This window comes from Marinimicrobium sp. (assembly GCF_002695945.1).
Classification (GTDB): Bacteria; Pseudomonadota; Gammaproteobacteria; order Pseudomonadales; family Cellvibrionaceae; genus Marinimicrobium; species Marinimicrobium koreense.
Genome location: NZ_NZQP01000011.1, coordinates 16,871 through 42,795, shown reverse-complemented (window position 1 = coordinate 42,795; position 25,925 = coordinate 16,871). Strand labels below are relative to the sequence as shown.

Sequence of the window (25,925 nt, the reverse complement as noted above, 5' to 3'; positions counted from 1 at the left end):
GTGTGCACTATCTCACATTTTTTGCAAACCCGGGAAGCTTGTCGCTATGGCGTCGCCGCCCGAAACACCAGCCCCTTTTCCCGGTATTCGGCCACACTGATGCCGTAGGTCCCATCTTTGAGGGCCCGTTGAATCAGGAAATCGTCTTTCAGTTGACCCCGCTCCACATCCGCCAGGTTAATGACCTGTTCTTTTTTGAGTGGTCGCTCGCCTCGCTTGATCAGAATCACCTTGGGCAGGTGGCGGTACTTCTTACTGGTTTCCAGCACTATGCCCACCAGCTCGTTGCGCAGCTGTACGATAGTGCCCGGGGGATAAAGGCCGATGCTTTTGATGAATTCCAGGGCGAGCTTCTCATCGAAATGGGTGCCGCGATCCTTGTAGATATTTTTCAGAGCGGAGGTGGTGGGAATGGCCTCCGCGTAACAGCGGTTGGCGGTCATGGCATCGTAGGCGTCGACCAGCGCGATGATGCGGGCGAAGCGGGATATTTTTTCCGCTGGCAGTTTGCGCGGATAACCGGTTCCGTCGATGCGTTCGTGGTGGGTGTAGGCCACGTCCACCACCACGTTGAAAATGCCCGGCGTGGACAGCAACAGGTTGCGGCCGTGCACGGTATGGGCCCGGATCATGTTGAACTCTTTCGGGGTGAGCGCGCCCGGTTTATTCAAGATGTCCGGCGGTACCCGCATCTTGCCCACATCGTGGAGCAGACCGCACAGACCCAGCTTTTCCAGGTCCGCCTCTTCCATGCCCAGGTGCCGCCCGAAAGCGATGGCCAGTATGCAGACGTTCAGGCAGTGCTCGGCGGTGTATTCGTCTTCATTGCGGATTTTGGTCATCCACAGGAGCGCATCGGGGTTGCGCAGGATGCTGTCGACGCAGGTCCGAACCGTGGCTTTGGCCTGTTCGGTATTGATGGCACCCCCAAGGCGAATGTCATCGACCAGGGTTTTGGTGAGCTGGCGGGCCTGGCGAAACACCTTGATCGCCTGACCGTGCTCTTCCCGGGCCGAAACTTTATTGATGTAGGTGGTTTTGGGGCGGATGGCGGCTTTCAGGCCAGTGCGCTGTTCCGGGGGCCGCCAATTCGTCGGCACGGCGTCGATCCAGACATACTCGGCGTATTCGGCCACGGTGTCGACATCTTCCGGGCCTTCGATCATAAAGCCCTGCACCAGGAACGGCGTATCGAGCCAATCCCGATCGAGTTTGGAAACGAACATGCCGACTCTGAGCTCGGAGACGTGGATTTTGATGGAGCTTGTGCTCCGGTCCATCGAATCCGGCTGGACGTCTTGCCAATTCACCGTTACTTCTCCTGGCCGAGATTCCATCACTTTTATTGTAGTTCACGGATTGGAGGTTAACCGATTTCATTGGGGTGGTCACAGAGTTTTTGTTTATAAGGAGAAGGCTGATTTCGGCGCCAGAGTCATAAGATGGCGTTGCAATCGATTGGTGGAGTGGCTTACCGATTCGTAGGTTGGTTTAGGCCGAAGGCCGTAAGCCCACGTTGTGGGGATCGGGTGGGATTGTCGGATTACGCGCTTTGCGCTAATCCGACCTACGGGGTTGGGTTTTGGCTTGGTTCCAGAGGGTATCGAGGGCTTCGAGAGAGTGATCGTTCAGATTTCCCTCGGCATTCTGCTCGACGTAGCGGAAGCGCTGCTCAAACTTGCGGTTGGCCTGACGCAGAGCCGCTTCGGGGTCGATCTTCAGGTGGCGGGCGGTATTGGTGACGGCGAACAGCAGGTCGCCCAGCTCTTCGGTCAGGTGAGCCTGGTCGCCGGCCTCCAGCGCCTCGGTCAACTCGTCGGTCTCCTCCCGGATTTTACCCAGGGGACCGCGGACGTCCGGCCAATCGAAGCCGACGTTGGCGGCGCGTTTTTGCAATTTGGCCGCGCGGCTGAGGGCCGGGAGATTCAGGGGCACGTCGTCGAGTACACCCCGCACGCCCTTCTCTTCCCGCTCCTGCTGTTTGATGGCCTCCCAGCGCTGTTTGACATCCGCCGGCAATGAGGCCTGGTCGTCCACGCGACTGTCCAGGGTGCCATCGGGGAAGACATGCGGGTGACGGCGAATCAGTTTGCTCACCAAGCCATCAACGATCTGGCCGAAATCAAAGCGCTCCTCTTCCTTGCCCAGTTGGCTGTAGAAAATCACCTGAAACAGCAGATCTCCGAGCTCTTCGCGCAGATGGTCATAGTCGCCCCGCTCGATGGTGTCCACCACTTCGTAGGCCTCTTCCAGGGTGGAGGGGGCGATGGTGCGGTAGGACTGCTTCAGGTCCCAGGGGCAGCCGGTGTTGGGCTCGCGCAGGCGGGACATGAGGTAGAGTAAGTCGTCTACAGTGTGAGGCATGATTGTGATGGTCCCGAGTGTTTGGGTTGCGGCGGATGCGGCCGTTGGCCTTATCCGCCCTACGGGTTGTTTTGGTGCCAGCGCTTAGTGTTTGCGGCGGGCCGAGGCAATGTTGGGTAGCTGGTTGAGGCGCGTGAGGATTCGGCTCAGTTCATCGATGCTTCGAATCTCGGCGCTGACCAGCATATCCACGGTGTTCTTGCGCTTGTCGGACAGCGTCTGCATGGCGCTGATGTTGATACGTTCGCTGTCCAGCAGTGTGGTGATGTCCCGCAGCAGCCCCTGACGGTCGTAGGCTTCGATGATGATATCCACCGAGTAGCTGCTCTGAGGCGTCTCACCCCAGGACACTTTGATGATCCGCTGGGGTTCATCGGCCTGAAGCTGCAAGATGTTGCTGCAATCCTGTCGGTGAATGGACACGCCTTTACCCAGGGTGATATAGCCGGTAATGGCATCCCCGGGGACCGGGTTACAGCAACTGGCAATCTGGGTGAGCAGGTTGCCCACACCTTCGATGTAGACATCCGAATCTTTCTTGCGTTTGCCGGATTTGGCCTTGAACGGGATGACCAGCTCTTCCGGGCGCGAGGCCTTGAGCAGTCGCTGAGCGGCACTCAGTACCTGACCGACACCGATATCGCTGGCGCCTACCGCGGCGTAGAGGTCGTCCAGACTCTGCATATTCAGTTTGTGGGCCAGGGCTTCGAAATCCAGATCCAGCAGCGCCAACCGTTTGAATTCCCGATCCAACAGCGCCTGACCTTCGGCAATGTTCTGGTCCCGTGCCTGCACCTTGAACCAGTGCTGCACCTTGGCCCGGGCCCGGGCGGTGTTGATATAGCCCAGTGCCGGCGACAGCCAATCCCGGCTGGGCGCCTCCCGCTTGCCGGTGAGAATTTCCACTTGATCGGCGGTATTCAGGTGATAGTTCAGGGGCACGATACGGTTGTTGACCTTGGCACCGCGACAGCGATGACCCACATCCGTGTGAATGCGGTAGGCAAAATCCAGCGGGGTGGCGGTTTTGGGCAAATCCACCACGTGGCCTTCCGGGGTAAACACGTAGATGCGGTCCTGATCTACCGCGCGCAGGCCTTCCTTGAGCGGCTGGCCGTCGCCGCCCAACTCGTCGTGCCACTCGAGCACCTGACGCAACCAGGCAATTTTCTGTTCGTAGCTTTTTTCACTGGCATCGGTATCGGTACCTTTATAGCGCCAGTGGGCACACACCCCCAGCTCCGCCTCATCGTGCATGGCGAAGGTGCGGATCTGAATTTCCAGTACTTTGTTGTCCGGACCAATGACCGCGGTATGCAGTGACCGGTAGCCATTTTCCTTGGGCGAGGCGATGTAGTCATCGAACTCGTGGGGGATGTTGCGCCACTGACTGTGCACGATACCCAGCACGGTGTAGCAGTCGCGCACGGTGGGCACCAGTATGCGCACGGCCCGAATGTCGTACACCTGGGAGAAGCTGATGCCCTTGCGCTGCATCTTCCGCCAGATGCTGTAAATGTGCTTGGCCCGGCCGGTGACCTCACCGTCAATATGGGCGTCTTTCANCTCATCGCGCAACACCNTCAGGACGTTGTCGATGTATTCCTGGCGCGCCAGCCGCCGCTCATCCAGCAGTGTGGCGATGCGCTTGTAATCCGCCGGCTCCAGNTAGCGNAAGGCCAGGTCTTCCAGTTCCCACTTGATGTGGCCAATGCCCANNCGNTGNGCCAGGGGGGCGTAGACGTCCGCCACTTCCCGGGCGACCTGCCGCCGCCGCTGGGNGCCTGNGTCCTTGACCGCGCGTATGGCGCAGGTGCGCTCGGCCAGCTTGATCAGCGCCACGCGCACATCATCGACCATGGCCACCAGCATCTTGCGGATATTTTCCGCCTGCTCTTCGGATTGCCGACCGAACACCCGCTCGTCNCCNTCGCCNCGCTGATAGCTGATCGCGGCCATGCGCAATACGCCNTTGATCAGCTTGGCCACCGTCTCGCCAAAGGCTTTCTGGACGGCNTCAAGNGTGAGGCGNTCTTCGCGCACCGCCCGGTAGAGAATGGCNGCCACCAGGGTGTCCTGATCCAGTTGCAGATCCGCCAGCAACTCNGCCATATCCAGCCCGATACTCAGACAACTGCTGCCCCAGTCATACTCNACCTGAGTGTTGACCCGGTCGGCTTCGGCNCTGAGGGCNCAGGCCCGGNGCAGCTGCGCCTGGCTTTCTTCTGAGCGCTCCGCCGCCCCGGGCAATCGCTCAAGCCAGGCNTCAATNTCAATGGTGCCGTCGTCGGCAACGGGATGGTCTTCTCGAACTTTTACCATCGGTCTTGTTCACCCTCGACCCCCGNCCGTCAAAAAGCCCGGAGATCGTCCTGTCGGTGTTAGCGGCGCTCGAACAGCGCCATGGATTCCACATGNTCGGTGTGCGGGAACATATCCAGCACGCCGACGGATTGCAAGTCATAACCCGACTTGGCCAATTCGGCGGCATCCCNCGCCAGGGTGGCGGGATTGCAGGACACATAGACCAGNCGGCCCGGCCGGAGTTTTATCACTGTGTCCANNACCTCGCGCGCGCCNTCNCNCGGNGGGTCNATCAGCACCGCATCCGGCNTNCCCCAACGGCGGCGCATGGCGGGGCTGGGGTCGGCCAGGTTGGCCTGGGCGAAGNTNGCCTCCAGNNNATTGNGCNGGGCGTTCTCNTCGCCCCGGCTCACCATGCTGGCGGCCCCCTCCAGCCCCAGTACCCGGGCGCCGGAGCGGGCCAAGGGTAGCGTAAAGTTGCCGATGCCACAAAACAGGTCCAGCACCTGNTCTCCNGGCCNNGGNGCCAACCAGTCCANNGCCTGGNGNACCATGCGGCGGTTGACCNCGGCATTCACCTGGGTGAAGTCCTGGGGATGAAACGCCAGGNTGAGATCGAANTCAGGNAGCTCGTAGCTCAGNCGGGGATCNCAGGGCTCTCCGCCCANNGTGAGTAGCGTGCTCTGGTCGTTGATNTGGCGCCAGATCCGCTCCGGCGGGACGNNGGGCANNGCNNTNNCCAGNGCNTCNCNNTCAGCGTCTTTCAGNGTTTTNATTTCCCGNAGNACCAGCGCTGGCCCTTCACTCGCCAGAATCAGCTCGATATGACTGATGGCGCCGCGCGCCTGNANNCCNGACAGCCANNGNTTCANNGGTTCAATCANGGCNTTGAGNNCCGGNGCCAGCACATCGCAGTGCCCGATACTCACCAGNTCCCGCTGGCCCCGNCGACGAAACCCGAGGGTGACCTGGCCGCGCTTGTCCGTCCAGACGCCCAGGCGGGCCCGATGNCGATAGCCCTCGCTGGGGGATTCAATGGCGGGGGCGACCTGGCGCGGTACNACGCCNCCCCACCGGGACAACTGGTCCAGCAGGGCCTNCTGCTTGAANGNGAGCTGCGNANCGGGCCGCACNTGCTGCAACTGACAGCCGCCNCACTCCCGAAAATNNGGACAGGGCGGNNTTTGCCGNTCCGGNGCNGGCGNGAGCACTTCGGCGGCGGAGCCNTCGGCGTACCGGCTCTGCTCCCCTTCCAGNAGNACGCGGACCGACTCCCCCGGCAGAGCGCCGGCGACAAACAGGGTCTTGCCCTGCCAGCGGACAATGCCCCGGCCGTCGTGGCTCAGGCGTTCCACGGTCAGGGCATCGGGCAGGTGTCGGGGTTGGAACCGGGGTTTGCGCCCCGAGCGGGGTCGCCGACCGGGACGCGCGGGTGGCCGGCGGCTCATGCCCGGTATACGCCGGACGACAGGTAGCGATCGCCCCGATCACAGACGATGGCCACAATCACTGCGTTGCTGACGTGTCGGCTCAACTCCAGCGCCGCCGCCACCGAACCGCCGGAAGAGACCCCGGCAAAAATGCCCTCCTGACGGGCCAGGGCCCGCATGGTCTCCTCCGCCAGTTGCTGGGGCATATTGACGATATGGTCGACCCGGGACGCGTCGTAAATTTTCGGCAGATAGGCTTCCGGCCAGCGGCGAATCCCCGGGATTTTGGCGTTTTCATCCGGCTGCAGGCCGATGATTTCGATGTTCGGATTCTGCTCCTTGAAATAGCGGGAGCACCCCATGATGGTCCCCGTGGTACCCATGGAGCTGATGAAGTGGGTGATCCGCCCGTCGGTCTGATGCCAGATTTCCGGGCCGGTGGTCTCGTAGTGGGCCTGGGGGTTGGAGGCGTTGCCAAACTGATCGAGTACCCGACCACGCCCCTCGGCCTGCATCCTCAGCGCCAGATCGCGGGCGCCTTCCATGCCCTCCTCCTCGGTCACCTGAATCAGCTCGGCGCCGTAGGCCGTCATGGCATCCTTGCGCTCCTGAGTGCTGTTATCGGGCATGATCAGGATCATCCGATACCCTTTGATCGCCGCCACCATCGCCAGGGCGATGCCGGTGTTGCCACTGGTGGCCTCGATCAGGGTATCGCCCGGCTGGATCAATCCCTGGGCCTCAGCCTGCTGGATCATCCACAGGGCCGGCCGGTCCTTGACCGAACCCGCCGGGTTATTGCCTTCGAGCTTGACCAGAATCTCGTTGCTGGTGTCGCCGGGCAGCCGCTGCAGGCGCACCAGCGGTGTATTGCCAACACAGGACACAATCGTCGGAAAAGGGGATACCGCCATAATCTGAACGCCATAACCATCGATGGGACGGGGCTGGGAACCGCTTCACAGACCCCGCAAAAGCCCGCTATTCTACCGCTGAATATGCTAAGGTGAAACCAAACCAGCGGACTTGGCCGCACACGGAACGGAAACGATAACAAGCCCCATGAGACTGACCGACATCAAAACCCAGATATGGCGCCTGGTACTCTTCCCCGCCCTGGGTGTCACCCTGATCCTCGCCTTCACTCTGACCTACCTGTATCTGGCGCAATTGAACAAGTTTGTCAGCCAGCGCGGAGGCGCGTTGAGTGAGAAACTGGCCGAAATCAGCGCCGAAACCCTGAGCCGGAATGACCCGGACCTAATGCGCTCGGTCATTCAGGCCTCTCTGGAAGAGCCCTACATCCGGGCCGTCGAGCTGTATCTCAAAGACAGCGGCACCACCATTCACAGCGGGCCTCGCATGCTGCCGCTGGTCAATCCCGCACCGGCGGACCTGAGCCAGCCCCAACAGCGGGAAACCCCCAAATCGATCCGCTTTGCCCATCCGGTCCCGGGCCGGGACGGCGCGCCATCGCCCGGCTGGATCGAGGTGGAGCTGCTGGCCTCACCGTTTCTGGTGCTGCGTTACCAGACCATCCTGATTACCCTGGTACTGACGCTGGTGTGCCTGGCGCTGTGTGCGTGGTTCTCCACCCGTCTTTACAAGCACTTAACGCGCCCACTGAACCAGATCCGGGAAACAATCCAGGGCATGGCCCGCGGCCAGATGGACCGCCGCCTACCGAGTATGGGAAGCCGTGAGCTGGACGAGCTGGCCCGAGCGGTGAACGACACCGCCGAATCCCTGGAACAGGCTCACCGGGATATGCAGGTGAACATCGACCAGTCCACCGAGGACCTGCGCGAGACCCTGGAAACCATTGAGATCCAGAATATCGAGCTGAACATGGCCCGCAAGGAGGCCCTGGAAGCCAGCCGGATCAAATCAGAGTTTCTGGCCAACACCAGTCACGAAATCCGCACCCCGCTCAACGGCATTCTCGGGTTCACCAATCTGGCCCTGAAAACCGACCTGGACGAACAGCAGAAAGAGTACCTGGAGACCATCCGGGACTCCTCCCAGAACCTGCTGACCGTGATCAACGACATTCTGGACTTCTCCAAAATCGAGTCCGGCAAACTGACGCTGGACTATGTCCCCCTGCCCTTGCGCAAAGTTGTGGAGGAAGCCGTACACATTCTGGCGCCGGATGCCCACGAGAAAAACCTGCAACTGGTGACCCTGCTCGACGACAACCTGCCGCTGCACCTGCTCGGTGATCCGCTGCGCTTCAAACAGGTGCTGACCAACCTGGTGAGCAACGCGATCAAGTTCAGCCAGCAGGGCAACATTGTCGTGCACACCGCCCTGATCAACCGCCAGGAAACCCAGCTCACCCTCAAGGTCAGCGTCAGTGACAACGGCATTGGCCTCACCGCCGAACAGAAAGAGCGGCTGTTCAGCGCGTTCAACCAGGCGGACACCTCCAGCACCCGGGAATACGGTGGCACCGGTCTCGGCCTGGTGATCTGTAAGGGACTGGTGGAACGCATGGGCGGCGAAATCGGCGTTGAGAGCCAGCCCGAGCAGGGGGCCCGGTTCTGGTTCACCGCCCGTCTGGGTATCGACAAGAGTCTGCCGGAGACCCCGGCCGAACGTCTGCTGTTGGGAGAACGGGCCCTGATCTGCAGCGACAACCCCCCGTCCTGCCACCAACTGGAGCAACTGCTGCACCTGTGGCAGGCCGACACGGACACCATCTCCTCCATTCACGATATCTTCCCGGCCCTGCGCAAAGCCCAGGAGCGGGACGATGCGTTTCGCCTGGTGTTCATGGATATCGCACCGAGCGAGCGCAAGCTCCAGGCGCCCCTGCTGGAAAGCCTGACCCAACAGCTGCGGCGCGAATTCGACTGCATTCTGATCGCCTGCTGCACCCCGGCACACCAGCGCCTGTTCCGCCAGGGCGTGGACACCTGCAGCACCACCTTCATCAATAAACCGATCAGCTACGAGGCATTGCTGGAGACCCTGGCGCGGCAGATGGACATTCCCCTGAAGCGCCCGGGCGACGCCCAGAGCAAAGGCCCGAACGCCGGCGGCAAACCCGCCGCCCGCATTCTGGTGGTCGATGACAATCCCGCCAACCTGCAACTGGCCGGAGAGCTGCTGCGCGGTCTGAACACCGAAGTGGTACTGGCCACCAGCGGCAAGGAAGCACTGGAATGGTGTCGGAAACAGGAATTCGACCTGATTTTCATGGACATCCAGATGCCCGGCATGGACGGCATCGAGACCACCAAACGGCTGCGCATCGATCACCCCCGGCGGCGCACCCCGATCATTGCCCTCACCGCCCACTCTATGACCGAACAAAAAGCGGAACTGTTGATCGCCGGTATGGACGACTGCGTCAGCAAGCCGGTCAGCGAAAACCAGTTGGCCCATATCGTCAATCGCTGGGTACCGCTCAATGGGCGTCAGGCCGTGGAGGGCCCGGTTCACGGCACGCCGACCCAACCCAGGCTGCCCGCCATTGAACTGGCCGAGGATGAACAGCCCAGCCCGGTGGACATTCCCCTGTGCCTCAAGCTCGCCAACCACAAGCCGACCCTGGCCCGGGACATGCTGGAAATGCTGGTCAAGAACCTGGGTGGTGAGCGGGACGCCATCAACCAGGCCTTCGACAACCAGGATTTCGAGCAGCTGGAAGAGTTGGTGCACCGACTGTACGGTAGCTGCTGCTACTGCGGCGTGCCCCGCCTGAAACGGATCAGCGGCCTTCTCGACAAAATACTGCAGGCCCGTCAGTATGATCAAGTCGCCAGCCCGATCAGGGCGCTCGACAATGAGGTGGACGAGATTTTACGCTGGGCTTACGAGCGGGATATCAGCGCTTTATTCGACGTCGACCCGTAAATTTACCGATTCCGGCGCAATCGGTGATTCTCAGACCGCTGCTTTAAATGATATGATAATACTTTAATAAGTAGGTTCCTTCCTTGGGAGCCATCCAATAACGCTATTTCTTAGCCTAAAAAAACCAGGGTGGTAGATAACGATGATTCCATTCAGTGGTCTGGACTGGGCCGTTCTCGGCCTGTTCTTCCTGATTCTTCTTGGGGTAGTGGTCTGGTCCTTCATGGAGAAGGAAAAAGACACCACCGATTACTTCCTGGCGGGCCGCAATGCGGGCTGGCTGGTAATCGGGGCCTCCATTTTCGCCTCCAATATCGGCTCCGAGCATCTGGTCGGCCTCTCCGGCGCCGGTGCCCAGACAGGCATGGCCATGGCCCACTGGGAACTGCAGTCGTGGATTATCATCCTTCTCGGCTGGGTGTTTGCGCCCTTCTACTGGAGCGCCAAGGTCTACACCATGCCCGAGTACCTGGAGCGCCGTTACTCCAGTAGCTCACGCACCTTCCTCTCGTTCATCTCACTGGTCAGTTACGTTCTGACCAAAGTGTCGGTCACGGTCTACGCCGGTGGCGTGGTACTGAAAACCGTACTGGGTATCGATTCCCTCTGGGGCATCGACTTCTTCTGGATCGCGGCCATGGGCCTGGTATTGATTACCGGTCTGTACACCGTCGCCGGGGGCATGAAGGCCATTCTGGTCACCTCGGTCATTCAGACGCCGATCCTGATCCTGGGTTCTCTGGTCATCCTGTTTGTGGGCATGGATAAAGTCGGCGGCATGGAAGAGCTGGAGCGCATCAACGCTGAGCGCATGAGCCTGATGCGGCCACTGGACGATCCGGAATTCCCCTGGCTGGGCGTGATCGGCGGTTCCATCATCATCGGTCTGTGGTACTGGTGTACTGACCAGTACATTGTTCAGCGTGTGCTGACCGCCAAAGGCATTCAGGCCGCCCGTCGCGGTACCATCTTCGCCGGTTACCTGAAGCTGCTGCCGGTATTCATCTTCCTGTTCCCGGGCATGATCGCCTACGCACTGCACGAGCAGGGCCAGATCAACCTGGCCAGTGCGGACCAGGCCTTTGCCACGCTGGTAACCGAGTTGCTGCCCTCGGGTATCAAGGGCATTGTGATCGGTGGTCTGATCGCAGCGCTAATGAGCTCCCTGGCCTCGCTGTTCAACTCCTCGGCGACCCTGTTCACCATCGATTTCTACAAGAAGTACAAGCCCCAGTCGAGCGAACAGCACCTGGTGAAAGTGGGCCGTTATGCCACCGTAGCCGTGGTCGCACTGGGTATTCTGTGGATTCCGATCATGCAGTCCATCGCCGATGTACTGTATGAGTATCTGCAGCTGGTTCAGTCGCTGATTGCCCCGGGTATTGCCGCAGTATTCCTGCTGGGTGTGTTCTCTCGCAAAATCACCCCCGCCGCCGGTATCACCGGTCTGGTCGCCGGTTTCGTGATCGGCATGACGCGCCTGGTGCTGACCATCTTCGAAGACAGCCTGCCCGAGGGCAGTATCTGGCTGGGCATGGTTGACCTGAACTGGCTGTACTTCTGCTCGGTCCTGTTTATTGCCATTGTGCTGCTGGTCATCGGGGTGAGCTTCTTCACCCGTCAGGCCAGCGATGAGCAGGTGGCCGGCCTGACCTATGGGTCGATCAGTAAGGAACAGCGTGCCGAAATCAAGGCCGGCATTGATAAGTGGGATATCATCCACACCGTTATCATTCTCGGCATCACCGCCTTCATTTACATGCGGTTCTGGTAAGGCATTGAACGTTCGGCAAGGATGCCGATGAACATTCCGAAAACGGCTCACCTTTTGGGGTGGGCCGTTTTTTTGTTTGGTTACTTCGTCGTGGAGTGCTGCGGGAGGGTGTCCCCCTTTGAGACACGCCGTAAACCCATCCATGGGGGCTCGATCGCCTGTCATCCAGGCAGGCGACGGTCTCAAAGGGGGACACCCTCCCTCCGCCAGTGCCGGATTAGACCGTGTTAGAAATAGAGAGGGTCGAGGTCGTCGATTTTAAACTCCTCAGGCTGCGTAGGGCGTGGTAAGCGCAAAGCGCGCACCCGCCGTTCCCGCACTTGGACACCCATACAGAACATTGATGTGGCGTAACGCAAGGGTAACGGCGGGTGCGCTTCGCTTACCCGCCCTACGCAGCATGAGGAGGTGGGAGCCAAGCATTCCAAATGATCTATTTCTAACACGGCCTAATTCGGCACTGGCGGAGGAAGGGTACACCGCTTTGGGACCGTCACCCGCCTGGACGGCGGGTGATCGAGCGTACAGGGATGTATTCACAGCGTGTCCCAAAGCGGTGTACCCTTCCGCAGCACTCCGCGACGAAGCACCTGTAAAAAAACCTCCTAATAAAAAAACCGCCCAAGGCCTACAGCCAAGGGCGGTTCATGCGCTCCGTTCTTTCGAACGTTTTACTTCACATCAAACCGGAAGCTCATGCTGGTTTCATACACCTCACCCGGCTCCAGAATGGTGCTCGGGAATTCCGGCTGGTTGGGTGAATCCGGATAGTGCTGGGGCTCCAGGCAGAAGCCGCCGTGGAGGACAAACTCGCGCTCGCCATCGGACAGCGAGCCGTCCAGGAAATTACCGGAATAGAACTGAATCGCCGGCTCCTCGGTCAACACTTCCAGCACCCGGCCAGTGTTCGGATCTTCGGCACGAGCCGCTACGATCAACCCATCCTGACCCTCGCGGTTCAAAATAAAGTTGTGGTCAAAACCACCGCCCACGCGCATCAGTTGTGGATGATCCGCNTTNATGTCNNNGCCAATCGGCTTGGGCTCGGTGAANTCCAGCGGGGTACCGGCAACGGGTGCCAGCTCGCCGGTNGGNATCAGNCCGCTGTCCACGGGNGTGTAGCGATCGGCATTGATCTGCAGAGTGTGATCCAGAATCTTGCCTTCACCNGANAGNTTGAAGTANGTNTGCTGGGTCAGGTTCACCGGCGTCGCCTTGTCGGTTTCCGCGCGGAATTCCGTGATCAGCTCGTTATCATCGGTCAGGACATAACGGGTGGTCACTTCCAGATTACCCGGATAACCCTGATCCCCGTCTTCGCTCAGCAGGAACAGCTCGACCGCCAGNCCCCGCTCGTCGGAGACAAANNTGGCGTCCCACAGCTTCTTATCAAAGCCCACAACCCCACCGTGCAGGTGGTTGTCGCCGTCGTTCTGATCCAGCGTGATGGTCTCACCGTTCAGNTCAAANCGGCCGTTGGCNATACGGTTGCCATAGCGNCCAATCAGCGCGCCGAAGTACGGCGGGTTCTGTTCCAGATANTCGTTCAGCGTCTCAAANCCCANTACCACGTTATCCAGCTCACCGTTCTGATCCGGTACGGTCAGGTGCGTGATGATGCCNCCGTAGTTCATCAGCTTGACCTCCATGCCTTCACCATTGTTCAGGGTGAANCGGNTCACTTCGCGGCCGTCGGGCANCTCGCCNAACGANTCNTTGCTGATNTANGCGCGGCCATACTCAGAGGCGTCCGCANTGGAATCTTCGTACTGCTCGGNGTTCAGGTGGTGGTTGTCCGGNCGGTTCTGNTAGAACTCCGGAAANCCGTCCTCATCCCATCCGATCACCCGCACCCGGGCGTGGCGNTTGGGATCGGTCAGCGGNTTGCCCTTNAGNTCNTTGTAGCTGCGAGNGTGNTAGACCATCAGGTCCGTCTCGCCNTCTTCCGCCACAGTGAAGCTGTTGTGNCCGGGGCCGAAACGCTCCAGAGACTCGTTGGTGTGGAACACCGGCTCGGGGGATTTNTTCCAGGAGGCGGGATCGGTCAGATCGGCGTCGTCATCCGCCCATACCAGACCCACNGCATAGTTGTGATCCGTGGCCGCNGCNGANTAGGTCACGAAAATCCGGCCGTTGCGCTTGAGCACCGNNGCNCCTTCNTTGACCTTGTAGCCCACCTGCTCCCAATCGAGCTCGGGCTCGGTAATGGCGATCACCGGNCCGGTAATGGACGTNGGGCTGTCCATTTCGGCCAGGTAGAGNGCGGAATTGTANCGCNCCTGCTGATCNCNCTGGGCCCANATCAGNTANCGCTTGCCNTTGTGCTCAANGGTNGTGGCATCNAGGGAGAAGCTCTCCCAGGGNGTCTCGATNGCNCCCTCGTCGGTCCACTCNCCGGTCATCGGGTCTTCGTTGGNNTTCGACAGNACATGCATCCGCATGCGGAANGGTTGATCGCCGTGNCCCANCGCNACNTGCACATACCAGACGCCATCAATACGGTGCAGNTCCGGTGCCCAGACGTTCCCNGCNGTGGGNCCTTCGTCCGGACGCTGCCAGATCACNTTGGGCTCGGCGTCNGCCAGNCCATTGAGNGTNTCGGCNGTGACCAGNTCGATCCGNTCNAACTCCGGCGCGGTGGAAATAAAGTAATATTGACCGTCTTCGGTGCGNTGAATCCAGGGATCGGCCCCGAANTCGACCAGGGGNACCTGATACTCAGGCAATCCGTTGTCGACNNTNGCGTTGGCNGAGGAGGNTTCNTCAGGCGCCTCGGAACAGGCAACCAGGCCCAGTCCGGCAGCCACCAGGGCGCCCCCGGCCAACAGCTGTCGCAGAGGAGAGATACTCGTCATAATCCATACCTTCTATCGTTGTCGTTATCAGCGTTATTCGTACCGGTCATTCTACGAAACGCCCTATTATAATACAATAATTAGCTTTGGCACCGGTTGCAAAGCAGCCCAAAGCGATGCCNCTACCATCAGGCCGGGCGGAACAGGTCCCGACTTTTCAATGGCTTACTCCCCAACAGCGGGTGCAGCATCAGTCGGCTGAGGCGCTTGGCGGTCATCAGNGTCTGNGGCTCGGAAAAGTCGGCCTGGGCGCAGGCCAGCAGGTCCGNNCCCACAAACAGCTTGGGNGTNTCCTGCGGNTCACGGCTACTNTAGGTGGGAATGAAGCCGGCTTCGGGGTCGAAGCGATAGAGAGCGTCGGCGCGCACCGGTTCGCCGGTGTCCGCNTCCTCGGTAAAGCTGATCCCNTANCCCANNCCNTCCAGCAGGCGCCACTCGAACTGACGCAATACCGGCTCNGGCGAGGCATCCGCCGGGTTGGTGGACAGGGCATTCATCGTCCANCGGTAATCGTCAAACAGATCNGGGTTGGGNTCCTGCTCTCCGAGCAGACGNACAATCAGCTCATTGACGTAAAAGCCACTGTAGAGCGACAGGCCGGCCAGCCGATGNCCGATACCNTCCGCCTCCACCGCCGTGAGGGTTTTCAGGCTGCTNCGGCCACCGAGCGAGACCAGTATGGGAATGAAGGGGTTGAGCAAGGGGCGACGCTGGCTTTTACCCCGGCGCACCCCNTTGGCGACGGCGCCAATCCGGCCANAATCCGGCGTCAANAGATCCAGNAACAGGCTGGTNTCCCGGTANGGACGGGTGTGCAATACATANGCGGGCTGGAACTCNATGCGCATNNCGCGCCCCCGCCGTTACAGGTCGTCGTAACCCAGACTGCGCAGGGCGCGGCTGTCATCGGACCAACCCGATTTCACTTTGACCCAGAGCTTGAGCATCACCTTCTGATCAAACAGTTTTTCCATATCCAGTCGGGCCTGCTGACCAATCTGCTTGATACGCTCGCCACGGTCGCCAATCAGAATACGCTTCTGGCCATCCCGCTCCACCAGCACCACAGCGGAGATGTGCAGAATCCGGCCATCGTCTTTGAACTCTTCGATTTCCACCGCCATCTGATAGGGAAGCTCATCACCCAGCTGGCGGGTGATTTTTTCACGCACCATTTCCGCTGCCATGAAGCGCGAGCTTTTGTCCGTCAGCTGATCTTCCGGAAACAGGTGTATCCCCTCCGGCAACCGCTCGACAATCAAGTCCTCGAGCCGATCCAGGTTGGTGTTGCGCAACGCGGACAGCGGGATCATTTCCGCCTTGGGAAACCGCTCGCTCAGCTTCTGCAGGTGCGGCAACAGTGTGTCTTTCTGTTCAATCTTGTCGACCTTGTTGATGGCCAGAATCAGCGGACAGGAAAGGTTTTCCAGCCGCTGCGCCACCATTTCGTCTTCCTCGGTCCAGGCCAGTCGGTCCACCAGAAAAATCACCACATCCACGTCCTTGATGGCGGTGGTTGCCGCCTGGTTCATGTAGCGGTTGATGGCCTTGGTTTCCGCCCGATGCAGCCCCGGTGTATCGACAAAGACGATCTGGGTNTCGCCNTCNGTCTTGATGCCCTGAACATTGTTCCGGGTCGTCTGGGGCTTGCGGGAGGTGATGCTGACCTTCTGGCCGAGCATATGGTTGAGCAGTGTGGATTTGCCCACATTGGGGCGGCCCACAATGGCCACATAGCCGCAACGTTGTTTTGAATCTGTCATGGCCTAACCCTTGCGCTTCGGTTTGAGGGTGATTTTCTGCAACTTTTCCAGCATTTCCGCCGCCGCCTGTTTTTCGGCCACTCGCCGACTGCTGGCCTGGGCCCGAACGGCTTCCTTGATGGGCGTCACCCGGCACTCGATCGTAAACTGGTGCGCATGGGCCTCGCCCTCCACCTCGACCACGTCATATTCCGGCAGCGGCAGCTTGTGCGCCTGGAGAAATTCCTGCAAGCGGGTTTTGGCATCCTTGGCGGGCTGAGCCAGGGAAAGTGCCTGAAGGCGGGATTGGTACCAGGCATTGACTCGTTCAGCACAGACCTGAAAGCCGGATTCCAGGTAAATGGCCCCGATCAGGGCTTCCACCGTATCGGCGAGAATCGACTCGCGGCGGTGGCCACCACTTTTCATTTCCCCTTCGCCCAAGCGCAGGCATTCGCCGAGCTCAAACTCGCGCGCCAACATGGCCAGGGTTTCTCCTTTGACCATCTGGGAGCGCAAACGGCTCAACTGCCCTTCCCTTGCCTCAGGAAACTGCCGGTAGAGCGCCTCACCGATAATGAAGTTGAGGATGGAATCACCCAGGAATTCCAGGCGTTCGTTATTGCGGGCACCGTGACTGCGATGGGTCAGTGCCAGGTCAAGCTGGGCCGGGTCACGAAACTCGTAACCCAAGCGGGCCTGCAAGCGTTGTTTGAGAAGGTCGGACACTAATTACCACTGTTGCTTTCTAGGGGTTTACAGCACCGCTCAGGGGCAGAGCTGTCGAGCTGATTATTGAAGGTGAATACCAGCTCAATGTTATGGATGAAGGGAATCCGCTCTTCGTAGGCGATGGTGATCAACACCTTACTGGCGCGCTTATCAATATCAATATTGCGCCGGCCTTCGGTACGGACATTGTTGACCGTATAGAATTTGGTGAGCTGGGAGCGAATATCCGACGGGCTCATGCTGAACAGGTCATTGTTATTCCTGGCCAACGACTTGAGGGCCGCGGTAATGTAACGGTTCTCGGCGTAAACCGGCACCACCTTGAAGGCGGTAAACAGCACGGCCACGACGACCAGCACCACAAATACGAACCCAAGGGTAGAAATGCCGCGTTGAGATTGTCGAAATTGCATGCGTACGCCCTCTTTGGTGAACGCCTAACGGTTAATGGATGGCGCCNGCGCGCTCGAAGCTCGGCACACTGAACANGGAATCCCAGTGCATCCAGATGGCGAACGCCTTACCNACAATGGCATCNTCCGATACAAANCTCAGNTCCGGGCCATTNCCGGGGTTGANTTCGTTCCANCCCCGACTGTCGTGACTGCCATCNCGGTTATCNCCCATCATGAAGTAGTGCCCCTCGGGCACNACCCAGGAACCGTACCGNCTGTAGCGGCTGGGCTCCAGGTGCTTGCGCACAGTATAGGTGTTATCACCCAGAGTTTCCCGGACCACNCGATAGGCCGGNCGGGCGGANCGNTTGACNTCNACGACNTCTTCNTCCACCGGCTCNCCNTTGATGGTCAGNTGGTGNTCNATNTAGGTCACCGTATCNCCGGGCAACCCGATNACNCGCTTGATGAANTAAGTCTCNGGCTGGTGNGGNGGGAAAAACACCATCACTTCACCACGCTCGGGTTTATTGACCGGAATCACTTCGTTGTTCAGCACCGGCANNCGGATACCGTAGGTGAACTTGTTCACCACGATAAAATCACCCACTTCCAGGGTGGGCTCCATNGAACCCGAGGGAATCTGAAACGGCTCNGCNATAAATGAGCGCAACACAAANACCAGNGCCAACACCGGNAAGAAGGANTTGGAGTANTCGACCCACACNGGNTCCTTGCCCGCCGCCTCNAGCGCTTGCNGATAGGCNTCNTTCTGNTGTNTGTCCGCCAGGTTNGCGCGCTCNAACTGNTTNTCNACCGCNTCAAGNTTCTGCTTGCGCGGCTTGGCCANNACCAGGGNGTCATACAACCAGACCAACCCCGTAACGAACACTGCCAGGGTCAGAATCAGGGGTAAGTTAATGCTGCTCATAAGCGTTCCATGATTATGGTTATCAGTTATCAACCTTCAGTACGGCGAGGAAGGCGTCCTGGGGAATCTCCACCCGGCCGACCTGCTTCATCCGCTTTTTACCGGCTTTCTGCTTTTCCAGCAGCTTTTTCTTGCGCGAGGCGTCGCCGCCGTAACACTTCGCGGTCACGTTCTTGCGCAGGGCTTTGACCGTGGAGCGGGCAATCACATTGCCACCGATGGCCGCCTGAATGGCGACATCAAACATCTGCCGGGGAATCAGTTCTTTCATTTTCTCAACCAGCGAGCGACCAATGCTCTGGGAGTGATCCCGGTGCACGATCAACGCCAGGGCATCGACCTTATCACCGTTNATCAGCACATCCAGGCGCACCAGGTTGGCCGGTTCAAACCGGTCGAAGCTGTAGTCCAGCGAGGCGAAGCCGCGACTGGCGGACTTCAGCCNATCGAAGAAATCCATCACCACTTCGTTCATCGGCATGTCGTAGCGCAGCGTGACCTGAGTGCCGGTGTACTGCATGTCTTTCTGCATGCCGCGTTTTTCACTGCACAGGGTGATCACATTGCCGAGATACTCCTGGGGCACCAGAATGTTGGCCTCGACAATCGGCTCGCGCATTTCTTCGATCTCGCCCGGATCGGGCAGGTTCGAGGGGCTGGACACATACAGCGTCTCGCCCTTGGTGGTGATCACTTCATACACCACGGTCGGCGCGGTGGTGATCAGGTCCAGGTCGTATTCCCGTTCCAGTCGCNNCTGGATGATTTCCATGTGCAGCATCCCGAGGAAGCCGCAGCGGAAACCAAAACCCAGGGCATCGGAGCTTTCCGGTTCGAAAAACAGGGAGGCATCGTTNAGCGTCAGTTTGGACAGGGCCTCGCGGAAATCCTCAAAGTCATCGGCATCGACCGGGAACATGCCCGCATACACTTGCGGCTTGACCTTCTTGAAACCCGGCAACGCGGGCGTTTCCGGCGTATTGGCGTGGGTCAGGGTGTCCCCCACCGGCGCGCCCAGAATGTCCTTGATACCGGCAATCACAAATCCCACTTCGCCGGCCTTGAGTTCCTTGAGCTTGGTCAGCTTGGGATTGAACACGCCGACGCTGTCCACCACGTGGGACTTGCCGATGGACTTGGTGATGATTTTGTCTTTGACCTTGAGGGTGCCCTGCTTGACCCGCACCAGCGAGACCACGCCCATGTATTTGTCGAACCAGGAGTCAATGATCAGCGCCTGCAGCGGGGCGTCCACATCCCCTTCCGGCGGCGGTACCAGCCGCACCAGTTCTTCCAGAACATCCTCGATGCCCACGCCGGACTTGGCGCTGCAGCGCACCGCTTCGGTGGCCTCGATCCCGATGATGTCTTCAATTTCCTGGGCCACGCGCTCGGGCTCGGCCTGGGGCAGATCCATCTTGTTCANNACCGGAATCACTTCCAGCCCCTGCTCGATGGCGGTGTAGCAGTTGGCCACGGACTGGGCTTCCACCCCCTGACCGGCATCCACCACCAGCAGCGCCCCTTCACAGGCAAACAGGGAGCGGGAGACTTCGTAGGAAAAGTCCACATGCCCCGGGGTGTCAATAAAGTTGAGCTGGTAGGTTTTGCCATCACGGGCTTTATAGCTCAGGGTCACGCTCTGAGCCTTGATGGTGATGCCCCGCTCGCGCTCCAGGTCCATGGAGTCGAGCACCTGCTCGGCCATCTCCCGATCGGTCAGACCGCCGCAGACCTGGATGAAGCGGTCGGCGATGGTGGATTTACCGTGGTCAATGTGGGCGATGATGGAAAAGTTGCGGATATGGCTGAGATCAGTCACTGGGCGTCAAATTCTTAGGTTGGTGCGGTTGGCAAAACGGCGGGAGGGGCCGGGTGCCCGTTGGGGGCACTACCGGAGCCCGATGGAGCCGCCGGACAAAGGCGGCCAGTTTAGCGTATTTGGCTGACCCCGGCTATGGGGAGCCCGGCCAGCCAGCCCGTCCCTGGGCCGGTTTGTNCAGGGCTACTCAATCCGCAGGGTGGTAAACGCCGGCTGCCCATCGCGCAGGAAGCGCACGGCNACCGGCTTGTCTTTGGGCAGATCGCTGACCAGAGCCCGNTAGCGNCTCACNGAGTCNACNNTNTCATANCCCANCTGNGTNATAATATCGCCGGGACGCAAGCCGGCACCGGCGGCGGCACTACCGCGAGTNACNCGGGTCACCANNACCCCGGNCTCNTGGGCATCGGAGGGNAACGCCTCCACCATCAGGCCGAGGGGGTCTCCCGTNGNGGNGGCATCCGGGCCGCTNTCGGCCACCTGACCGTCCCGGTCCGGCAACANGCCGATTTCCACATCAATGGTGCGCTCATCGCCCCGTCTCATCACCACCACGGGCACTTCCGAGCCGGGCTCGGTACGCCCCACCAGCGGGGGCAGATCNCCGGACTCACCGATGGTGCGACCGTCAAANTNGAGAATNATATCGCCCACTTCCAGGCCGGAGCGGGCCGCCGGACCCTCGGGATCCATATTGGAAATCAGNGCCCCGGTGGCCCGGCGCAGGCCAAANGACTGGGCCAGGTCCCGATTCACGCCCTGGATTACCACGCCGAGCCANCCGCGNTCCACCCGGCCTTTGTCTTTCAACTGAGCCACCACTTCTTTGGCCAGCCCCGCCGGAATGGCGAACGACAGGCCGATGGAGCCACCGGAGCGGGTGTAAATCTGGGAGTTGATACCCACCACTTCGCCGTCGAGGTTGAACAGCGGACCGCCGGAGTTACCCGGATTGATCGCCACGTCCGTCTGAATGAACGGTACATAGGTATCGTTGTTCGGGCCGGGNATGCTGCGACCAATGGCNCTGATGATCCCGGAGCTGACCGAGTAATCCAGNCCAAAGGGCGAGCCGATGGCCAGCACCCATTCCCCGACCTTGACACTATCGGAGTCCGCAAAGCGCAGATACGGCANATCGTCGGCATCCACCTTCAACAGGGCGAGATCAGACCGGGCGTCCGTACCGATCACCTCGGCGGTATACTCTCGCCGGTCGATCAGGCGCACGTAGATATTGTCAGCGTTTTCGATGACGTGATAGTTGGTCAGAATGTAACCATCTTCAGAGATCACAAACCCGGATCCCATGGAACGCACATCCCGCTCCTGGGGCATGCGCCGTTCAAAAAATTCCCGGAACATATCCGGAATGTCTTCCTGATAGGGAATCCGGTTCCCGGTTTCTACGCGGCCCTGAGTCGTAATTTTGACCACGGCGGGAGAATGCGCTTCCACCAGCTCGGTGAAATCCGGCAGGTCGCGCGCCTGTGCCGGCAATGCCAGCGCGAACAGGCAGANCAGACTCATCAGATAAACCGCCAGCGGCGAACGGGACACCTTCGTATGGGGCATGAACCATTCCTCTCAAGTCAATAACGGTAAGTTCAATGGATAGCGCCAGCTTTGACTGAAGCTGGCATCATAAATTCCATGGNTCGTTANATTGATNTGTCNGNATCGACAATGAGGGCGGATATNGAAAGGTCAAGGGCAACTGAGAGGGGTCAATCTGTCCGGGCAGACAGGCGCTCGTCCCGGCGCTCGAGACGGACCGTAACCCGCCGGTTTTCGGCCCGACCTNCCGGGTCGCGATTCGAACCAACCGGATAGCGCTCTCCGTGCCAGCGGGTGATGATTTTTTGCTCGGGAACGCCTCGCTCAACCAGATACTGGGTAACCATTTCCGCCCGTTCCCGGGACAGCTCGAGATTTTCGGCTCTGAGTCCGAGGCCATCCGTATGACCATCCACGTAGAAATGGGTTACCCGATCATCNGCCGAGGCGTACAGCGCGATGCGGTCCAGCTTTTCCAGCTCGGACTCGGGAAGGTCGACATAACCGGCGGGAAAGTACAGGGCATTGCGCTGCACCTGATCAAAGTTGACCGGTAACAATCCGGACAGACAGTCGTTAAANCCATCCATACCCGCGCGGAATCCCACCGGCTCGAGCACNATTTCCGCCATTTGCTCGCGTCCATCCCAGGGGGCATAAGAAATGATCAGGCGTCGCCCGGTGCGCAACTCCGCCGCCAGCCGCTGGGAGCGCTGCCAGTCCACAACCAGAGGCTGGGCGCCGGACTGCACCGATACCGCATCCAACGCCTCGGGCTGAGCGGTCTCGCGCCACTCGGGGTGCTCGGAGCGGATCTGAGCCTCACCGTTTGCCAGATGCCGGTTGGCCTGCTGCAACACAAACCGCTGCGCCTCGCCCGCCCGACGGGTAAATACCGCGCTGCCAAACCGGGGAATAGGCTGAACCAGACGACACTCGAACACGGACGCGTCCAAGTGCCAGCTTGCGTCGGCAACCGGACCGCGAAACTGCTCGGCTCGCGCCCCAACCACCAGCACGCATGCCGACAGCAGACACCATAGCGGTACCCACCGGACGTTATTGCGGTACTGCGGCACAACACGGGGCCCTGAAGGCGTCATCATGGGTTATCGCTCATCGGCTGTCTCACACTCATACCGTCTCTATCGGCACCGGATGGCTGCGCTTTAACGGCAATTTTGGTAGCATGCCCGCTCTTTAGCCCGATTCCAGCCCAACGACGGTGTCCATGACTCAGCAACTGACCCTTACCCGCCCCGACGACTGGCACATCCACCTGCGCGATGGCGATGCCCTGCCGCGAACCGTGGGTGATGCGGCTGCGCAGTTCCAGCGCGCCATTNTCATGCCCAATCTGGTGCCGCCGGTCACCACGGCCGAAGCCGCCGTGGCGTATCGGGATCGCATCCTGGCCGCCCGACCGGCCGGCAGCCAATTTGAGCCNCTGATGGTGCTGTACCTNACCGACAACACGACCCCGGAAGACATTCGCGCTGCCAAGGCCGCCGGCGTGGTCGCGTGCAAGCTCTACCCGGCGGGCGCCACCACCAACTCCGACTCCGGTGTGACCGACATTGACGGGCTCTACCCGGTGCTGGAGACCATGGAGAAAGAGGGGCTGCGGTTTCTGTTACACGGTGAAGTGACCGACTCCGACATCGATATTTTTGATCGTGAGCGGATCTTTCTGGAGCGCACCTTCAGCCGCCTGGTCGCCGACTTTCCGGCGCTGCACACGGTGCTGGAGCACATCACCACGGCCGACTCGGTCGATTTTGTCCGCCAGGCCGGCGATCGCGTCGCCGCCACGATTACCGCCCACCACCTGCGCTACAACCGCAACCATATGTTGGTGGGCGGCATTCGGCCACACTATTATTGCCTGCCGATTCTCAAGCGCAACCGCCACCAGCAGGCGCTGATTGAAGCGGCCACCAGCGGCAGCCCCAAGTTCTTTCTGGGCACCGACTCGGCACCTCACGCCAAGGGCCGCAAGGAAGCCGACTGCGGCTGTGCGGGTTGCTACACCGCCTATTCGGCGATTGAGCTCTACGCCGAGGTGTTTGAAGACGCCGGAGCGCTGGACAAACTCGAAGCATTTGCCAGCCATTTCGGGCCGGATTTCTACGGTCTGCCCCGGAATACCGACACCGTCACCCTGACCCGGACCGAGTGGCAACTGCCACCATCGCTGCCCATGGCGGACACCGAAGTGGTGCCACTGGGTGCNNGCGACGCGCTGCGCTGGAAACTGACGACCACTNGGACTGAGGGGGNGGCGTGAATCAACCGGAAGCCGCCAAAGACCCGAATTCACCCATGGCGAGCCGCTTTCGCGGCTATCTGCCGGTCGTCATTGACGTCGAGACCGGGNGNTTCAACGCCGCCACCGACGCTCTGCTGGAAATTGCCGCCGTCACCCTCACTATGGACGAGGACGGCACGCTGCGCCCGGACGAGACCTTCGACTTCCACGTCGACCCCTTTGAAGGCGCGAATATCGAGCAATCGGCCCTGGATTTCACCGGCATCGACCTGGAGAGCCCGGACCGCCCCGCCGAACCGGAATCCATGGTGATGCCGGACCTGATGAAGGCGATACGCCGCGCGGTACGCGCCCATGGCTGCACCCGGGCGGTGATGGTGGCGCATAACGCCCATTTCGACCTGGGGTTTGTCAATGCCGCTGTGGCGCGCTGCAACATCAAGCGCAACCCCTTCCACCCCTTTTCCTGCTTTGATACCGCGACCCTGGCCGGGCTGGCCTGCGGACAGACCGTGCTCGCCAAGGCCTGCCGGGTAGCCGGTATAGAGTTCAGCAACAGCGCGGCACACAGCGCCGGTTACGACGCCGAGAAGACCGCCGAGCTGTTCTGCTATATCGTCAACCAGTGGAAGCAATTGGGGGGCTGGACCCCGCCCATGCCGGGCGAGACCGAGGATTCTGAACCAGTGTAGGCGGCCCCAGGGCCGCTTATTTCTCCTGTGCTGACCGCTTCGGGTGGCCACTATTGCGCTGACGGCGCTCCTCTTCCTTGCGCTTGCGGGACTCATGGCTCGCCTTGACCCATTCATCCGACCGTCTCTGCCACTGCTTGTCATTCGGCATGGTGTTCATCTCCTGTCATAGTGGGGAACTTTTGCCCCCATGGTAATCCAAATTCGTCGCTAACCCCATGACCCCGGGGGAAAAATTATCTCTGTAAAAACGTTTCTCCGATTGCTATGCTTAGCGTTTAACACTAAAAACAATCAAGGTATCGAATTCGAACCACAGCAGGAGCCACTATGACGACCCCTCAGCAGAAAATTTTTGTCGTTGTCGATCCCAACGACGAGCAGCACATCGCCCTGGAGCGCGTGGCGGTAACCGCCAAGCTGCTTGATGTAAAACCCTACGTCTATGTGTTCGTCGCCGTTGACGGTGACGCGGTGGATACCCGGGCCAGTAACGACAAGCTGTTCCGCGACCAGCGCTGGTTCGATGCCATGATCAAGAAGCCTCTGGAAGATGCCGGCATTGAGTACCTGATCGAAGTGTCCTGGTCCAGCGAGTGGCAGGCCTCCATCATGCAGTCCGCCAAGCGCTTCAGTGCCGACCTGATTTACCTGCCGGTACACGCCAAGGTGAACTACACCCGCTTCACCTTTACCGAATCCAAGTGGGAGCTGCTCAAAGGGGCGCCCTGCCCTGTGGTCCTGATCCGTCCGGGCGCCAAAGAAGCCCGCAAGGTCATTCTGGCAGCGGTCAACTTCCAGGCGCAGCGTGAGGTACAGCGCGAGCTGAACAAAATCATTCTGGAGCAGGCCCGTCATTACGCCCAGCTCTACAATGCCGAGCTGCACGTTGTGAATGCTTACCTGGATTCCATGAACTACCCGGATCGCGGCCGCCTGGTGCGTGAAACCGGTCTGGAGCAGGATCGTATTCACGTGAACAACGGCTATACATCGGAAGTGGTTGCCGAGGTGGCGGATGAGATCAATGCCGACCTGGTGGTGATGGGTACCCTGGGGCAGAACGGTATGACCACTTCACGTCGTGGTAACACCGCCGAGCGTCTGATTGCGGGGTTGGATGACGATGTGATGGTGATTAACCACGAGTAAGGTTTAAGGCCACGTATAGTTACGGCGGATGCGCGCCTGGCGGCG

At 60.1% G+C, this 25,925-nt stretch carries 18 protein-coding genes and 2 pseudogenes; 5 read left to right on the top strand and 15 right to left on the bottom strand.

All coding sequences use genetic code 11. From position 1 onward, the window contains the following. Positions 1-44: 44 nt before the first annotated feature. From CMG77_RS00920 to cysM, 5 genes and pseudogenes are all read right to left on the bottom strand, one after another. Entirely contained in the window at positions 45-1,310 is a 1,266-nt protein-coding gene (locus CMG77_RS00920; protein ID WP_339619157.1) for a cyclic di-GMP phosphodiesterase, read from the bottom strand. Between the two features lie 247 nt (positions 1,311-1,557). Then, entirely contained in the window at positions 1,558-2,364 is an 807-nt protein-coding gene (gene mazG, locus CMG77_RS00915; RefSeq protein ID WP_286807458.1) for a nucleoside triphosphate pyrophosphohydrolase, read from the bottom strand. An 84-nt stretch (positions 2,365-2,448) separates the two neighbouring features. Continuing rightward, on the bottom strand, positions 2,449-4,686 hold the full coding sequence (gene relA, locus CMG77_RS00910) for a GTP diphosphokinase (protein WP_286903448.1): 2,238 nt from the start codon (positions 4,684-4,686) through the stop codon (positions 2,449-2,451). 59 nt (positions 4,687-4,745) lie between these two features. Continuing rightward, a pseudogene (locus CMG77_RS00905) lies at positions 4,746-6,116 on the bottom strand (methyltransferase domain-containing protein). Then, positions 6,113-7,012: a cysteine synthase CysM gene (gene cysM / locus CMG77_RS00900; protein WP_286807464.1), complete on the bottom strand. Its 900-nt coding sequence runs from the start codon at positions 7,010-7,012 to the stop codon at positions 6,113-6,115. Before cysM ends, CMG77_RS00905 begins: the two are co-directional and overlap by 4 nt. 148 nt (positions 7,013-7,160) lie before the next feature. On the opposite strand from cysM, the gene CMG77_RS00895 reads away from it, so the two are divergent. Both CMG77_RS00895 and CMG77_RS00890 read left to right on the top strand, forming a co-directional pair. Beyond that, positions 7,161-9,959 (top strand): response regulator, encoded by a 2,799-nt coding sequence (locus tag CMG77_RS00895; protein WP_286807465.1) that lies wholly within the window; start codon positions 7,161-7,163, stop codon positions 9,957-9,959. Positions 9,960-10,101: 142 nt separating this feature from the next. Then, positions 10,102-11,733, top strand: coding sequence for a sodium:solute symporter (locus CMG77_RS00890; protein WP_286807466.1), 1,632 nt, complete (start codon positions 10,102-10,104; stop codon positions 11,731-11,733). A 671-nt stretch (positions 11,734-12,404) separates the two neighbouring features. On the opposite strand, the gene CMG77_RS16060 is transcribed toward CMG77_RS00890, so the two are convergent. The 9 genes and pseudogenes from CMG77_RS16060 to CMG77_RS00845 all read right to left on the bottom strand — a co-directional run bounded on the left by CMG77_RS16060 (position 12,405) and on the right by CMG77_RS00845 (position 22,870). Continuing rightward, positions 12,405-14,588 (bottom strand): galactose-1-epimerase, encoded by a 2,184-nt coding sequence (locus tag CMG77_RS16060; protein ID WP_502691707.1) that lies wholly within the window; start codon positions 14,586-14,588, stop codon positions 12,405-12,407. 128 nt (positions 14,589-14,716) lie between these two features. Beyond that, on the bottom strand, positions 14,717-15,436 hold the full coding sequence (gene recO / locus CMG77_RS00880; RefSeq protein ID WP_286903447.1) for a DNA repair protein RecO: 720 nt from the start codon (positions 15,434-15,436) through the stop codon (positions 14,717-14,719). A 15-nt stretch (positions 15,437-15,451) separates the two neighbouring features. Continuing rightward, positions 15,452-16,351 (bottom strand): GTPase Era, encoded by a 900-nt coding sequence (era, locus tag CMG77_RS00875; RefSeq protein ID WP_286903446.1) that lies wholly within the window; start codon positions 16,349-16,351, stop codon positions 15,452-15,454. Positions 16,352-16,354: 3 nt separating this feature from the next. Then, positions 16,355-17,059: a ribonuclease III gene (gene rnc / locus CMG77_RS00870; protein ID WP_286903445.1), complete on the bottom strand. Its 705-nt coding sequence runs from the start codon at positions 17,057-17,059 to the stop codon at positions 16,355-16,357. After that, positions 17,059-17,475, bottom strand: coding sequence for a DUF4845 domain-containing protein (locus CMG77_RS00865; protein ID WP_286903444.1), 417 nt, complete (start codon positions 17,473-17,475; stop codon positions 17,059-17,061). The genes rnc and CMG77_RS00865 overlap by 1 nt, the downstream gene beginning before the upstream one ends. Before the next feature lie 31 nt (positions 17,476-17,506). Further along, a pseudogene (gene lepB, locus CMG77_RS00860) lies at positions 17,507-18,388 on the bottom strand (signal peptidase I). Between the two features lie 22 nt (positions 18,389-18,410). Next, positions 18,411-20,210, bottom strand: a complete 1,800-nt coding sequence (lepA, locus tag CMG77_RS00855) for a translation elongation factor 4 (protein ID WP_286903443.1) — start codon at positions 20,208-20,210, stop codon at positions 18,411-18,413. Between the two features lie 183 nt (positions 20,211-20,393). After that, the gene (locus CMG77_RS00850) at positions 20,394-21,740 is read right to left on the bottom strand and encodes a Do family serine endopeptidase (RefSeq protein ID WP_502691710.1); all 1,347 of its coding nucleotides are present in this window, start codon (positions 21,738-21,740) and stop codon (positions 20,394-20,396) included. A gap of 197 nt (positions 21,741-21,937) precedes the next feature. After that, positions 21,938-22,870 (bottom strand): MotY family protein, encoded by a 933-nt coding sequence (locus CMG77_RS00845; RefSeq protein ID WP_502691709.1) that lies wholly within the window; start codon positions 22,868-22,870, stop codon positions 21,938-21,940. 128 nt (positions 22,871-22,998) lie between these two features. Here CMG77_RS00845 and pyrC point away from each other — a divergent pair, with 128 nt between their 5' ends. Next, positions 22,999-24,054 carry a dihydroorotase gene (gene pyrC, locus CMG77_RS00840; RefSeq protein ID WP_286903440.1) on the top strand — a complete coding sequence of 352 codons (1,056 nt, stop codon included), beginning with the start codon at positions 22,999-23,001 and terminating at the stop codon, positions 24,052-24,054. A gap of 35 nt (positions 24,055-24,089) precedes the next feature. Beyond that, complete coding sequence (rnt, locus tag CMG77_RS00835) at positions 24,090-24,728, top strand: ribonuclease T (RefSeq protein ID WP_286903451.1); 639 nt, start codon at positions 24,090-24,092, stop codon at positions 24,726-24,728. A gap of 16 nt (positions 24,729-24,744) precedes the next feature. Here the strand turns inward: rnt and CMG77_RS00830 are convergent, their stop codons facing one another. Then, complete coding sequence (locus tag CMG77_RS00830; RefSeq protein ID WP_255327662.1) at positions 24,745-24,879, bottom strand: hypothetical protein; 135 nt, start codon at positions 24,877-24,879, stop codon at positions 24,745-24,747. A 179-nt stretch (positions 24,880-25,058) separates the two neighbouring features. Here CMG77_RS00830 and CMG77_RS00825 point away from each other — a divergent pair, with 179 nt between their 5' ends. After that, a complete protein-coding gene (locus CMG77_RS00825) occupies positions 25,059-25,880 on the top strand; it encodes a universal stress protein (RefSeq protein ID WP_286805709.1) in 822 nt (273 codons plus the stop codon). The last annotated feature ends 45 nt before the right edge of the window (positions 25,881-25,925 follow it).